At 67.1% G+C, this 13,426-nt stretch carries 10 protein-coding genes, 1 other RNA gene and 3 pseudogenes; 6 read left to right on the top strand and 8 right to left on the bottom strand.

Annotation, left to right across the window (positions count from 1 at the left end; all coding sequences use genetic code 11):
• Positions 1-142 precede the first annotated feature (142 nt).
• The 4 genes from F1642_RS05825 to F1642_RS05810 all read left to right on the top strand — a co-directional run bounded on the left by F1642_RS05825 (position 143) and on the right by F1642_RS05810 (position 4,737).
• Entirely contained in the window at positions 143-1,114 is a 972-nt protein-coding gene (locus F1642_RS05825) for a CheB methylesterase domain-containing protein (RefSeq protein ID WP_148912102.1), read from the top strand.
• Positions 1,111-1,632: a chemotaxis protein CheD gene (locus tag F1642_RS05820; protein WP_127898850.1), complete on the top strand. Its 522-nt coding sequence runs from the start codon at positions 1,111-1,113 to the stop codon at positions 1,630-1,632. Before F1642_RS05825 ends, F1642_RS05820 begins: the two co-directional genes overlap by 4 nt.
• A 96-nt stretch (positions 1,633-1,728) precedes the next feature.
• Positions 1,729-3,921, top strand: a complete 2,193-nt coding sequence (locus tag F1642_RS15505; protein ID WP_255522153.1) for a methyl-accepting chemotaxis protein — start codon at positions 1,729-1,731, stop codon at positions 3,919-3,921.
• Positions 3,922-4,059: 138 nt separating this feature from the next.
• Positions 4,060-4,737: a spermidine synthase gene (locus F1642_RS05810; protein WP_194885735.1), complete on the top strand. Its 678-nt coding sequence runs from the start codon at positions 4,060-4,062 to the stop codon at positions 4,735-4,737.
• Between the two features lie 33 nt (positions 4,738-4,770).
• On the opposite strand, the gene F1642_RS05805 is transcribed toward F1642_RS05810, so the two are convergent.
• Together F1642_RS05805 and ssrA are read right to left on the bottom strand one after the other, a co-directional pair.
• Complete coding sequence (locus tag F1642_RS05805) at positions 4,771-6,237, bottom strand: methyl-accepting chemotaxis protein (protein ID WP_245008450.1); 1,467 nt, start codon at positions 6,235-6,237, stop codon at positions 4,771-4,773.
• A 108-nt stretch (positions 6,238-6,345) separates the two neighbouring features.
• Positions 6,346-6,702, bottom strand: a transfer-messenger RNA (tmRNA) gene (gene ssrA, locus F1642_RS05800).
• A 57-nt stretch (positions 6,703-6,759) separates the two neighbouring features.
• On the opposite strand from ssrA, the gene F1642_RS05795 reads away from it, so the two are divergent.
• Positions 6,760-7,032: a PepSY domain-containing protein gene (locus F1642_RS05795; RefSeq protein WP_194885733.1), complete on the top strand. Its 273-nt coding sequence runs from the start codon at positions 6,760-6,762 to the stop codon at positions 7,030-7,032.
• Positions 7,033-7,090: 58 nt separating this feature from the next.
• Here the strand turns inward: F1642_RS05795 and F1642_RS05790 are convergent.
• From F1642_RS05790 to ectA, 4 genes and pseudogenes are all read right to left on the bottom strand, one after another.
• A pseudogene (locus F1642_RS05790) lies at positions 7,091-8,510 on the bottom strand (aspartate kinase).
• Positions 8,510-8,899: an ectoine synthase gene (locus F1642_RS05785; RefSeq protein WP_127898845.1), complete on the bottom strand. Its 390-nt coding sequence runs from the start codon at positions 8,897-8,899 to the stop codon at positions 8,510-8,512. The pseudogene F1642_RS05790 and the gene F1642_RS05785 overlap by 1 nt, the downstream one beginning before the upstream one ends.
• Before the next feature lie 5 nt (positions 8,900-8,904).
• Positions 8,905-10,201: pseudogene (gene ectB / locus F1642_RS05780) on the bottom strand (diaminobutyrate--2-oxoglutarate transaminase).
• A gap of 55 nt (positions 10,202-10,256) precedes the next feature.
• Positions 10,257-10,793, bottom strand: a complete 537-nt coding sequence (ectA, locus tag F1642_RS05775) for a diaminobutyrate acetyltransferase (RefSeq protein WP_194885732.1) — start codon at positions 10,791-10,793, stop codon at positions 10,257-10,259.
• 217 nt (positions 10,794-11,010) lie between these two features.
• On the opposite strand from ectA, the gene F1642_RS05770 reads away from it, so the two are divergent.
• Complete coding sequence (locus tag F1642_RS05770) at positions 11,011-11,514, top strand: MarR family winged helix-turn-helix transcriptional regulator (RefSeq protein WP_045998853.1); 504 nt, start codon at positions 11,011-11,013, stop codon at positions 11,512-11,514.
• Here the strand turns inward: F1642_RS05770 and gndA are convergent.
• Positions 11,515-12,916: pseudogene (gndA, locus tag F1642_RS05765) on the bottom strand (NADP-dependent phosphogluconate dehydrogenase). It abuts the gene before it with no gap.
• Between the two features lie 37 nt (positions 12,917-12,953).
• Positions 12,954-13,415 (bottom strand): PaaI family thioesterase, encoded by a 462-nt coding sequence (locus F1642_RS05760; protein ID WP_349374697.1) that lies wholly within the window; start codon positions 13,413-13,415, stop codon positions 12,954-12,956.
• Positions 13,416-13,426 lie beyond the last annotated feature (11 nt).

The following is a 13,426-nucleotide window of genomic DNA, read 5'->3' as shown; positions in this document are numbered from 1 at the left end:
CTCGGCGTCCCCATCGCTAACAGCAATGAGTTAAGGAACTATTGCCGCCATGCATTAATTTCTCGTCTGGCAAGTCTTTCACAGGAAACGATATTTTAATCTTTCCCGGCGATGGTCCCCTGACCCATCCAGGAGTGTCCCTGTGTCGAATCCGGTCCTGCTGATCGTTGACCCGAACCCCGCCCGCCTGACCGCCCTGCTGCGCCGATGCGAGGAACAGGGCGGTGTGACCGTGCTGGGCGCCACCACGCCCGGCGAGGCCTATGTGCTGATCGAACTGCACCTGCCGCGCCGCGTGGCCGTGGCCGCCGAATTCGCCGAATCGATCGAATTCGACGCATTGGCGGACATCCTGACGATGATTGACGCGGGCGTGGTCATCTATGGTCAGATGCGTGTGCCGGCGGGCGGATATCCGGTGATGTCCAGCCCGGAACAGATGCTGTCACGCCTGTTCGGAGGGCTGCAGCCCGCCCGCGCCGCACCGATCCGCGCCGCAGACCCTGTACCACCCACGGACGCGGCGGCCGGGCTGATCCTGCTGGGCGCCTCAACCGGCGGAATTACCGCGTTGGAGGCCGTGCTGGCCGGATTTCGCGCCGACTGTCCACCGACGATGATCGTGCAGCATATTCGCCCGGGCTTTGCCGAAGGGCTGATCCGCCGGCTGGATCAACTGCTGGCGCCGCAGGTCGTCGCGGCGCAGGACAACATGCCCCTGCGGCGGGGCGTCGTCTATCTGGCCGCCGCGCCTGACAGGCATCTGGGCGTGACCCTGCGGGGTGGGCCCCGCGCGCGTCTGTCCGCAACCCCGCCCGTATCTGGGCACCGTCCGTCCGTGGACGTGCTGTTCTCCGACGGTGCGGCGATTGCCGATCGTCTGGACATCCGTGCCGCGCTGCTGACGGGGATGGGGGCCGACGGCGCGCAGGGGCTGTGCGCGCTGCGTCGGGCAGGGGCGCACACGATCGCCCAGGACCGTGCCACATCCGTCGTCTGGGGCATGCCGCGTGTCGCGGTGGAGCTGGGCGGTGCGGTCGACGTGCTGCCCCTCACGCGCATCGGCCAGACGCTTTTGACGCGGGAACCCGCCCGCCTGCGGAGGCTGTCATGATCCGCGATGCCGCGACGCGCGTCATCCATGTCGTTCAGGGCGAACATGCCATCAGCGACGATCCTGACGCGATCCTGACCACCGTACTGGGGTCCTGCGTGTCGGCCTGCATCATGGATGCGGACCGGGGCATCGGCGGGCTGAATCATTTTCTGCTGCCCGATGCGGGACCGGGCGGCCCCGACATCCGCTATGCCGCCGCCGCGATGGAGGTTCTGGTGAACGGGCTGATGCGCCGCGGCGCCGTGCGCAGCCGCCTGCGCGCCAAGCTGTTCGGCGGCGCACGGATGATGGCCGGCCTGCCCGACATCGGCCAGCGCAATGCCGACGCCGCCCGCCGCTTCCTGCAAGACGAGGGCATTCCGCTGATCGCCAGCGACCTCTGCGGCACGCAGGCGCGGCGCATCCGGTTCTGGCCCGTCATCGGTCGGGTGCAGCTGCACCTGCTGGGCGAGGCCCGCGCACCCGTGCGCGAACAGCCGATGCCGCAGCGTGGCGGCGACGTCGAACTTTTCTGACCAACATCCGCCGACAGCCGCGGCCCAACCGACCCACCGACCCGCGATGCGCCCTCGTGGCGCCTCGCCATCCCCGTTCCGGAGAAAGACATGATGATGACGAATACCCGCATCGCGACGCGCATCGCGGCAGGCTTTGGCCTGATCCTGCTGATGCTTGCGGTGCTTGCCGGCTTTACCTGGAACCGGATGGACCGGTTGCAGGCCATCGACGCCCAGGCCCATGATGCCGAGGTGCTTGCGCTGGCGGCGGCGGACATCAATTTCGGCGTGGCCCAGGCCGGGCTGGCGCTGGACGATTTCATGGTTTCGGCCTCGGATGCGGATCGTCAGCGGGTGCAGGACGGCATGACCTCGGTCATGGTGCTGGCGGAAAAGGCGCAGGCCCTGGGCAGTCCGCATGCCGGGGCCTTGGTCGCGCTGAAGGAGCGGCATGTGATCGAGGCCGAACAGCTGTTCGACAGCTTCCAGCCGCTGTCTGCGCTGACGGCACAGATGCGCGAGCTGGGCATCACCCACCGTCGCAACATGGAACAGCTGCAGACCCTGTACCAGCAGCGTGGTGATCGCGATGCGGCTTATGCCGCGCTGCAGGCCGCCAACGAATTCCTGGTCGCGCGCGTGCGCATCGACCGCTTTCTGGAAGGCAGCGCCGTCAAGGATTTCGACGACGCGGCCGCGCCCTTCCAAAGGTCACGGCAGGCCTTGTCCGATCTGCAGCCCCGCGTGATGGGCGATGACGCGCGTACCCTGCTGGCGACCACGCTGTCCGGAATCGACGAATACTGGTCGATGGCGCAGCAGAGCCGGACTCTGGAGCTGGTCGTGCGCGACCATCTGGCGACGCTGTCGCTGACCGAGATCGAGGTCCTGGCCGCCGTCGAACGGATCCGCGACGACGCCATGTCCAGCCTTGCCCGGCTGGAGGAGGAGGCAGCGGCGGTGATGGATGCCACGGTGATGTCACTGCTGACGGGGGTCGCGGCCACGATCGTGATCGGCGCAGTCATTGCCGCATGGATCTCGCGTGATCTGGGGCGTCGCCTGGCGGTGACGGTCGACCAGACCAACCGGTTGGCGCGGGGCGATCTGGACGTCGAGATCCGCGGAACCGAGGGTCGCAACGAGCTGGCACAGCTGGCCCAGGCCCTGGCGATCTTTCGCCAGAACGCGGTCGAGGCGCGCGCCCTGGCCGACGAGGCCCGCCGCCTTGAGAACGAGGCTGCCGCCGCCCGCGACATCGAGGCCCGCCAGCAGGCCCGGGTCGTGCGCGACATCGGTGCCGGGCTGGACAGGCTGGCGCAGGGGGACCTGACACAGCAGATCCCGAACCCGCCGTCGGACCCGTTTCCGGCCGGCTATGACGGGCTGAGAGAGGCGTTCAACAGCGTCGTGTCGAACCTGACCGGCACCATCAACCGCATCACCGACGTCGCCGATCAGGTCTGGGGTGGCGCAAGCGAGATCACCTCTGCCGCGCAGGACCTGGCCTCCCGGGCCGAGACGCAGGCCGCTACGCTGGAGCAGTCCGCTGCGGCCCTGAACCAGATGAACGCCAGCGTCACCTCGACCGCAGAACGCGCGCGCAATGCCGAGCAGGCCAGCCGTCAGAACCGTGACATCGCGGAAACCAGCGCCGAAGTCGTGCGCGACGCCGTGACCGCCATGCGCGGAATCGAGGCGTCGTCCGACCAGATCACCCGCATCATCGGTGTCATCGATGACATCGCGTTCCAGACCAACCTGTTGGCGCTGAACGCGGGCGTCGAGGCCGCCCGTGCCGGAGAGGCCGGCCGCGGCTTTGCGGTCGTCGCTTCCGAGGTGCGGGGCCTTGCACAGCGCGCCTCGGATTCCGCGCGGGAGATCAAGTCGCTGATTTCGCAGTCCGCATCGCAGGTCAAGGCGGGGTCCGCCCTTGTGGGGCGGACGGGCGACAGCCTCGGCCAGATCCTGTCCAAGGCGCACGAGGTGTCGGAACAGATCACCGCGATCTCGCTTGCCGCCAACGAACAGGCGATCGGCCTGGCCGAGGTGAATACGGGCGTGAACCAGCTGGATCAGGTAACCCAGCAGAACGCCGCAGTGGCCGAACAGGCCAACGCCGCCGCCGCATCGCTGCAGCAGCGGTCCGAGGATCTGATCCGCGAGATCGCCGGGTTCCGGATCGGCAGCCGCACCAGCCGGCCCGAGGTGGTCCGCACACGTGCATCGGCGCCGCTTCCCGTGGTCGAACCGGTCCCCCTGCGTGTCGTAGGTGGCCGCGGCGAAGGCCAGATGTTCGAGTTCTAACCGAAGCGACCTGCACCATGTCCGACCCGCGCCGATCCTGTCGGCGCGGGTTTCGCATTGCGGCCATGCCCAAGTGCCTTTCCGGCACGGCCCCGATCGGCTAGATCAGGACCGGGTTACGCAGAATGGGACATCGGCATGCTGCCTTGGGTGCAACTGGCCAGCGCGATCGCGCCGGATGGCGACACGCTGCGGCTGATGCGGCGGGGCGACGAATTCTCGATCAGGCTGCAGGGCGGAAACGAGCTGATGAATAGCCGCTTGGGTGGGTCCGAGGCTTTGGCGACGCTTGCGCTGGACCGGCTGGCCGACCGGTCCGCGCCGCGGGTGCTGATCGGCGGGCTGGGCATGGGGTTCACCCTGCGCGCGGCCCAGGCCGTGGCCAGCCCCCAAGCCCGGCTGATCGTGGCCGAGATCGTGCCCGAACTGGTCGGATGGGCGACGCAGCACATGGCGGCGGTCTTTGGCGGCTGCCTGTCCGACCCGCGAGTTCAGGTGCGGATCGGCGATGTCGGCGCGCAGATCCGTCAGGCCACGACGGCGTTCGACGCGATCCTGCTGGATGTCGACAACGGTCCCGACGGGCTGACGCGGACCGGGAACGATGCGCTGTACGGGACGGCCGGTCTGCAGGCGGCGCGGCGCGCGCTGTCGCCCGGCGGCGTGCTGGCCGTCTGGTCGGCAGAGCCGGACGCCGCGTTCGAACGACGCCTGGCCGGGTGCGGCTTTGCCGTCAGCACGCACGGGGTGCGCGCCGGCGGGTCGGGGCGCGGATCGCGGCATGTGATCTGGATCGGCGTGCGGCGGGACGACTGAACCGCGCGCCCTGTTGGGGCGCGCGGCGCAAGGTTAGACAGCCTGACGGTAGGTCTGCTGATGCAGCTGCGGGCGGGGGGCCGCCATCGTGAAGCTGCTGACGATGCGTGTCAGGTCCTTGACCTCTGCGTTCAGCAGGGTGCTGGTGGCGTTGGCTTCCTCGACCATCGCGGCGTTCTGCTGGGTCACGTCGTCCAGGTACCGGACCGCGCTGTTGATTTCGGAAATGCTCAGCGACTGGCGTTGGGCGGTGGAGGACATCTCGGTCACGATCCCTTCGATCTCGTTGAAGACAAGGATGATGTCGGACAGCGCCTGGTGCGTCGCGCCGACCAGCGACACGCCATGTGTCGTCTGCTGGACGCTGCGGTCGATCAGTGTCTGGATGGTGCGCACCGCCTCGGCCGATCGTTGGGCCAGGGCGCGGACCTCGGCGGCGACGACGGCAAAGCCGCGGCCGGCCTCACCGGCGCGGGCGGCCTCGACGCCGGCGTTCAGGGCCAGCAGGTTGGTCTGGAAGGCGATCTCGCTGATCACGCCGATGATCTGGCCCATCTCTCCGGCGCTGGAGGAGACGTCGTCCATCGCGGTGCGTGTCTGATCCATGATCTGGCTGCCATGCGCGGCGACCTGGCGGGCGCGGGCGGCCATCTCCTCTGCCTGACGGCTGCGCGTGGCGGAATCGCGCACCGCCTCGGTCATCTCGTTCAGCGCCGCGGCGGTTTCCTCCAGGCTGGCCGCCTGTTGTTCGGTGCGGCGCGCAAGATCGTCGGAGGCCGCCGCGATCTCGCCGGTGCCGTTGCCGATCTGGCCGGCGGAATGGCGCACCGATCCGATGATGCTGGCCAGCTGTTCGACCGTTTCGTTGAAGCGGGTGCGGGCCGACAGTTCCGGGTCCAGCCGGGTGGTCAGATCGCCTTCGGCCAGACGGCCAAGGGCGCCCGACAGGGCCTCGAAGGCACGTTGCTGGGCATCCTCGACCTCTTTGCGGCGACCGTCGATCTGGTCCAGATAGGTCGAGATCGACAGGTCGATGTCCAGCAGGGACGCCCGCATCAGGACCGAGATGTCATCGGCCAGGCGCTTGCGGCTGGCGGCGGTCCAGGTGCGGCGTTCGCCCAGCATGTCACGGATCACATAGTCCAGAACAAGGCCATAGCCGCCGATGTACCAGCGCGGCTCCAGCCCGATCCGTGCATGCACCGCGCCGATGCGGCGGACCGACAGCGCATAGTCGGCGCCGAACTCTCCGGATGCGATACGGGCCCAGTGCTGGGCCTGGCTGCTTCTGGCGCGCTCGGTATGAGCGTTGTCGGTGAAATATCGGCGCAGGACGGGGGTCGCCGCGATCTTGGTGTAGAATTCGGACAGGGCAGGGCCGACGCTGGCCGCGATCCGGGGGGCCAGGGCCTTGAGCCGGGCCTGCGCCGGGGCGTCCAGGCCCAAAAAGTCCAGCCTGTCCTGCAGGTGGATCGTGTCGTGGGAATCGGGGTGTGTCACCGCTTGATCCTTTCGCATGGCAAAGGCGGACAAGCGCAGCAATAGACCCCGCGCGTTAAGGAACGCTGAATACCGGACAGGGCGGTTCAAAAATATCAGGGGGGATAAGGTGCAGGATTCTGTTGCCAGGCTCCTGCGGGCCCCGCCTTACGCTGCTAGGCGCAAGGGCTTAGGTTTCGATCTTGCGGACTGCTTACGCAGCCAGCGCGACCGGAGCACGGTTGTCATTGGCAACTGTACGTTTTGCACCGATAACGGTAGTAGCTCACCGAGACAAAGCATAACCCCTTTAGACGTTCGTCGATCCTGTTTCGGCCCCATTCGCCCCCAATGAAGGGTTGTTTGGTGGAGCCGCCGGGTACCGCCCCCGGGTCCGATCCGCTTATTACGAGCGCGTTTATGTCCATAGTCGGAATTGCTTCCGACAGGACCGATATAGGTCATCGGCAGGGATGCGGCAAGGGGTCGGAACCACGGGCCTTGGGTGCGGGTTTGACCGCAGACCCACAACCGGAGAGAACGATGACCTTCCGCACCCTGACCGCCGCCGCCCTGATCCTGTCGCCCACCGCGCTGATGGCGCAGGAGGCCATGCGCGGTGCCCCGCCGGCCGATGCGATGGCCCTGTCCGAGATCGTCGCCAAGATGGAGACGGACCTGTCCGCAGAGCTGGGCTATATCGAGGATATCCAGTGGGACGACGACGGCTATTACGAGGTCGAATACCGCACCCAGGACAACCGCGAGGTCGAGATGCGCGTCGATCCGACGACCGGCGAAGCGATGACGCGCTGATTGCGCCCTCCAGAATGCGAACGGGCGGCCCTTGCGGCCGCCCGTTTCGTTTTGTGCGTCAGGCCACCTTGGCCAAGGGTTGCGCGGTCTGTTCGATCAGCGCGCCATGCAGGGCCTTGATGCCGGGCGCCAGCGCCGTGCGTTCCAGGATGAACTGCACGTCCACCGGCCGCGGTCCCTGCGTCGCCCCGATCGCCTCCAGCCCCGCGGCCGCCAGCGCGTTCAGACCGCGGCTGAGCACCGCCAGGCCCTCCAGGTCGCGGCCCACGGCCGAGGCCATGGCCACCGCCCGCGACGACACCTGCGCCGAGGGATAGCCTTCGGCCAGGTCCTTCTCCACGCGGCGGAGCACCTTGAGGCTGCTGTCGACATAATGCGTGATCGTGTTGGCGTTGGACACCTTGCTGACGATGCGCACGCGGTGGCGGGTCAGCACCTCCAGGATGAACGCGTCATAGCCCTTGGCGCCGACCATGTCCTGTTCGAACAGTTCCAGCGCAAAAAACGTTCAGGCCTGTCACGATCTCCACCGCCGGGGTGGGGGCGGGCTGGTCGTCGATCAGCGTGCCGGGATCGTGCGGCTCGAACGCGTTGGTCACGCGCAGCGGGACGCCGGACTGGCGCAGGGTCTTGGCGGCCTTGGGGTGGATCGCCTCCATCCCCAGGTTCGACAGTTGGTCGGCCACGTCATAGTTTGTGCGACCCAGCTTGCGCACCGCATCCGCCCCGACCAGGTTCGGGTCGGCCGAGGACAGGTGGAATTCCTTGTGGATGATCGCCTCTCGCGCGCCGGTCAGTGCCGCCAGCCTTGAAAACGTCACCTCGGAATAGCCGCGGTCGAATTCGCGCATCAGCCCCTCGGTACACTGGGCATAGCCGGTGACGATGGGCATTTCGGTCGTGGGATCGACGCCGGCCATCGCGCCGGTGATGCGCTCCTCCAGCGTGACCTGTTCCGTGTCGCGCCATCCCGACAGGTCGACGAACCGTGCCTGGATGCCCACGCGCTGCAGCATCAGGGTGGTAACGAAGGCGGAATGCGCCTCTCCCAGTCCCGACAGCAGTTCACGCGTGTGCAGCATGTGTTCCTCCAGCCGGAAATGGCCATAGGAGCACAGGCGCTGCAGGTCGATCAGGCAGTTGCGCGCCCCGACCAGCCGGTCGCGGACAAAGGCATCGGCGCGTTCCAGATCACCGGGATGATCCAGAACCGCCCGATGCGCTTCGATCATCGCGTCGCTGGCGCGGTCCAGCGCGGCCAGCCAGCCGTGATCGCCGTCGCCCGACGCGAAGGCGGCGTAGACGCCCGGCTCTCCGGACTTCTTGTGTTCCAGGAGCAGGTTCGTGATGCCGCCAAAGGCCGACACCACGAAGATCCGGCCATAGGGCGCGTCGCGGTCGGCGATCAGCACCGTGTCGCGCAGCTCGTGCACGCGCGACATCGAGGTGCCGCCGATCTTCTCGACCGTATGACCCATCACGCGGTCTCGGCAGGGGCGTAGCTGCCGTCCTCCTGATGCACCTCGGTCCCGGTGACGGGCGGGTTGAAGCAGCAGGCCATGACCAGCGTCTCCTCGGCCCGCAGGATGTGCTTGTCATGCAGGTTCAGCGCATACATCACGCCCGGCGTGATCTCATGCGTCTCTCCGGTGCCCAGATCGGTGATCGACCCCTTGCCCTGCATGCAGAACACGCTTTCGAAATGGTGCTTGTAGTGGAACTGGTGCTCCGACCCGGCCTGCAGCGTGGTGATGTGGAACGAAAAGCCCATCCCGTCATCAGCTAGCAGCATCCGGACCGAATTCCATTGCGCATCCGACACCGAACGGTCGGTGTCCTTCAGTTTGTTGAAATCACGTACGATCATGTGAATTACTCCGCAGCAATCTTGGTGGTGGCAAGGACGTCGCGGGCGGCATCCAGCAGGATGTCGAAGCCACGCGACAGCAGCGTGTCGGGGGTGGTCAGCGGGGCCAGGACCTTGACGACCTGATCCTCGTTGCCCGATGTCTCGATGATCAGCCCGCCGTCAAAGGCGCGCTTGCAGATGGCGGCCGCCAGATCGCCCCGATCCGACGTCGACGCCACGCATCAGGCCGCGACCCTTCAGATAGGCGCCGGGCACCAGTTCGGCCAGTTCGGTCAGCCGGGTCTCGATCAGGTCGACGCGCCGCGCCAAGTCGGCCTCAAACGCGTCGTCGGACCAGAACTTCTCGATCGCCACGCGGGCGGTCACGAAGGCATGGGTGTTGCCGCGGAACGTGCCGTTGTGTTCGGCCGGACCGAAGACGTCATGTTCCGGGCGCACCAGAACCATCGCCAGCGGCAGGCCAAAGCCAGAGATCGACTTTGCCAGCGGCACAAGGTCGGGCATCACGCCCATTTCCTCGAACGAGAAGAACTTGCCGGTCCGGCCGCAACCCGCCTGGATGTCGTCCATGATCAACAGGGCGCCGTGGCGCTTGGCGATATCCGCGATGGCGCGGACGAATTCGGCGGACGCGGCGTTCAGGCCGCCTTCGCCCTGCACGGCCTCCAGCATGATGGCGGCAGGGGCGTCGATGCCGCCCGAATTGTCCGACAGCATCTGGTCCAGCAAGGCCGCGCTGTCCAGCCCGTCGGCATAGCCGTCGAACGGCACGCGGGTCACGCCCTGCGTCTCCATCCCGGCGCCACCGCGATGGTATCCGTTGCCGGTCGCGGCAAGCGCGCCCATCGTCACGCCATGAAAGCCATTGGTGAAGGCCACGACATTGGTACGGCCGGTCGACTTGCGGGCGATCTTCATCGCCGCCTCGACCGCATTGGCACCGGTGGGGCCGGTGAACATCACGCGATGATCCATGCCGCGCGGCGTCAGGATGTGGCGTTCAAAGGCGTCAAGGAACGCCGCCTTGGTCGTGGTGTGCAGATCCAGGCCGTGCGCGATTCCGTCACACGCGATATGGTCGATCAGTGCGGACTTCATGTCCGGATCGTTGTGACCATAGTTCAGCGACGAGCAACCGGCCAGAAAGTCGATGTAGTCGCGTCCGTCCGCACCGGTCATCACCGAGCCGCTGGCTTTGGTGAAGACTGTGGGAATCCCCCGGCAATAGGATCGGGCCGCGCTTTCGCGGCGTTCGAAAATGGCGGTTCCGGGCATGGTGGCGGTCATGTCTTTGGGCATGGGAAGTCCTTTCGCATCATGTGCGTCAGTCTGAATGCTTCGACGGGCAAAGGGATCAGGCGGCGCGGGCCTGACCGGCGTGACGGGGCAGGGTGATCGTGACCATATGCTCGGTCGCGTGCCGTCCGTCGAAATGATCGTGGCGGGTATAGTGAGGATCGTCGGTCAGCCGTCCGCCCTGTTGGCGGGCAAAGCTGCGGAACAGCGCCCATGACGCGTCGTTGTCGCGGGTGATCGTCGTGTTCAGCCGCTGCGCATCGGCGCATTCGTCGCGTTCCACCAGATGCGTCAGCATCTTGCGGGCCAATCCCAGACCGCGCGCATCCGGTCCGACAGCAACCTGCCACACGAAAAGCGCGTCCTCGTTCGGGATCATGTGCCCCGAGATCCAGCCCACGATCTGGTCGTCCAGCAGGGCCACGACACAGGTGTCGCGGAAATGCTCGGCCTGCACCAGATTGCAATACATCGAATTCTCGTCCAGCGGCTTGCAGGTCCGGACCAACTCCCAGATGGCGGCGCCATCGGTCGGGTCGGGCTTGCGCAGCGTCAGCTGGCGGGGGCGTTCGAGTTCTTGCACGTTTTTGGGCATGGGCGGCGGATCCTCAATTGCTTCGTCCCTCTAACTAGTCAAAACGCGCCTTGGTTGCAACCTTGGCGTGGAAAATACGCGGGATTTCGTCTAAGACCTTACGCTGGCGTGATATTTGGACACGGCCGCGTGACCGCGAGGTTCGCCTGCCGAAATATCAGGTTCCGAAAGCATGCCATATTGCCCTGTTCCGCGCGCTGATGGCATACAGGAGGGCATGAGCCAGCCGCCCGCCATTCCGCGTACCGACGCCGCGCTGATCGCGCTGCGGCGGATCCTGCGCGCCACCGAACATTACGAACGCGACCTTGCCCAGGCCGCCAAGCTGACCCCTGCCAAGCTGCGCGTCCTGCAGATCCTTGCCGGAACCGAGACGCGGTCCGCCATGCCGACCCAGCTGTCGACCCAGATGGGCGTCAGCCAGGCGACCGTGACGGCGCTGGTCGATCAGCTGGACAAGCTGGGCCTGACGCAGCGTCAGCGGTCCAGCACTGACCGCAGACAGCTGCACGTGATCCTGACGGATGCCGGGCTGGACGCGCTGCGCAATGCGCCCGACGCGCTGCAGCAGCATTTCGTGACCGGTTTCCAGGCCCTGCAGGATTGGGAACAGGCGATGCTGGTCGCATCGCTGGAACGCGTCGCGGCGATGCTGAACGCGCAAGGCATCGATGCATCGCCGCTGCTGACCCTGGGCGACATCAGCCGCCCGCGCGGCTGATCAGGTCGCGCTGCCCCAGGGGCCGTGCGGATCGTCGATCCCGTCCAGGCGCTGGAACCCGTGGGCACCGAAGAAGTCGCGCTGCGCCTGGATCATGTTCGCGGTACCGCGCGCGGTGCGCATCATGTCGAACCACATCAGCCCGGATGCCAGGGCGGGCAGGGCGTGGCCCGCGGCGATGCCCTGCGACACAACCCGGCGCAGACCCGGCAGCGCGCCTTCGATCAGGTCGGCGAAGAACGGCGCCATGATCAGGTTGCGGGGCCGGATCGTCTGCCAGCGCGTCGGCCATATCGTTCAGCATGGTCGACCGAATGATGCACCCCGCCCGCCAGACACGTGCGATCTCCGGCAGGTCCAGCGTCCAGCCGAACCGTTCCGAGGCGCCTGCGATCATCGTGAAGCCCTGCGCATAGCACAGGATCTTGCCCGCGATCAGCGCCTGTTCCAGATCGTCGGGCGTCAGGTCGACCGCGCCGGGGGCGGCACCGAATCGGGCCTGGCCCGCCTGCCGTTCGTCCAGGCGCGCGCTGACGTTGCGGGCCATCACCGCAGCCTCGATCACCGGGATGGGCGCGGACAGGTGCTGCGCCTCGATGGCGGTCCAGCGGCCGGTGCCCTTCTGGCCGGCGCGGTCCAGGATCACGTCGGGCATCGCGGCCCCGGTGTGCGGATCCCGCACCGCGGTGACCTTGGCCGAGATCTCGATCAGATAGCTGGACAGCGTGCCACGGTTCCAGTCGGCGAAGATGTCGGAGATCGCCGGGGCCTCTAGCGTCAGCCCGTCGCGCATCAGGCCATAGGCCTCGGCGATCATCTGCATGTCGGCATATTCGATGCCGTTGTGGACCATCTTGACGAAATGCCCCGCGCCTGCGTCGCCCATCCGTGCGGCACAGGGGGTGCCGTCATCGGCCTTGGCGGAGATGGCGGTCATCACATGCGCCACGCGGTCCCAGTCCGCGGCGTCGCCGCCGCCCATGATCGCGGGACCGTGGCGTGCGCCCTCCTCTCCGCCGGACACGCCCATGCCCAGGAACCGGAAGGGCAGGCCGGCCGCGGCGCGGCGGTTGGTGTCGTGAAAATCGGCATTGCCCGCGTCGATCACCAGATCGTCGGCGTCCAGCAGCGGCGCCAGCGCCTGCAGCTGATCGTCGACCGCCTGTCCCGCCGGGACCATCAGGATGATCGCCCGCGGCGGCGTGATGGCCTGGACCAGCGCCTGCAGGGAATCGGTGGGGATCACGCGGGGGGCCAGATCGCCGGCCTGGGCAGCAAAGCGGTGCGTGACCTCGGTCGTGCGGTTCCACACGGCGATGGGAAAGCCCTTCTCGGCGATGTTCATGGCCAGGGCGGCCCCCATCGTCCCAAGCCCGATCAGCCCGATTTCTGCCTGCGCCATCGCCGTCCTCCTGCGGATAGTTTGGTCGCGGTTTACGCTAACGGCCGGGCGGTGTCACGGGGGCGCGGCCCCGGACGCAGATCAGCGTCTGCAGCCCGGTCGCGACATGGGTCCGCGCGGATCCGTCGACCGCATGGACGTCCAGCTGGCACACGGTCAGCGTCCGGCCCGCCTTGACGACCCGGCCGATGGCCTCCAGCCAGTCGCCCTGCGCGGGGTTCAGCAGGTTCAGCTTGAATTCGGTGGTCAGCACGTCGTCGCCCTGGGCGAACAGCGTCAGCGCGGCATAGCCCCCGGCGCTGTCGGCCAAGGCTGTGGTCGCGCCGGCATGAAAATATCCCATCTGCTGGGTCAGTTCCGGGCGGAAGGGCAGGCGCAGCGTGACCTCGGCGGGACGGATGGCGGCGATCTCGGCGCCAAGATGGCGCATCAGGCCCTGGTCGCGAAAGCTGTCCTCGATGCGGGCGATGGTGTCGGGTGTCAGGGTGGTGGGGGTCAAGCGCTGCTCCT

The sequence above is a fragment of the Paracoccus sp. NBH48 genome (genome assembly GCF_015390265.1).
Lineage (GTDB): Bacteria > Pseudomonadota > Alphaproteobacteria > Rhodobacterales > Rhodobacteraceae > Paracoccus > Paracoccus marcusii.
The sequence above is the reverse complement of the archived record's forward strand: the minus strand, read 5'-3'. Positions and strand labels throughout refer to the sequence as shown.

Excerpts from the sequence above, each read along its gene's own strand:
- F1642_RS05795 (WP_194885733.1), top strand. The coding sequence starts at position 6,760 with ATGACCTTCCGCACCCTGACCGCCGCCGCCCTGATCCTGTCGCCCACC.
- F1642_RS15505 (WP_255522153.1), top strand. The coding sequence starts at position 1,729 with ATGACGAATACCCGCATCGCGACGCGCATCGCGGCAGGCTTTGGCCTG.
- F1642_RS05785 (WP_127898845.1), bottom strand. The coding sequence starts at position 8,899 with ATGATCGTACGTGATTTCAACAAACTGAAGGACACCGACCGTTCGGTG.
- ectA (WP_194885732.1), bottom strand. The coding sequence starts at position 10,793 with ATGCCCAAAAACGTGCAAGAACTCGAACGCCCCCGCCAGCTGACGCTG.
- F1642_RS05770 (WP_045998853.1), top strand. The coding sequence starts at position 11,011 with ATGAGCCAGCCGCCCGCCATTCCGCGTACCGACGCCGCGCTGATCGCG.
- F1642_RS05810 (WP_194885735.1), top strand. The coding sequence starts at position 4,060 with ATGCTGCCTTGGGTGCAACTGGCCAGCGCGATCGCGCCGGATGGCGAC.
- F1642_RS05820 (WP_127898850.1), top strand. The coding sequence starts at position 1,111 with ATGATCCGCGATGCCGCGACGCGCGTCATCCATGTCGTTCAGGGCGAA.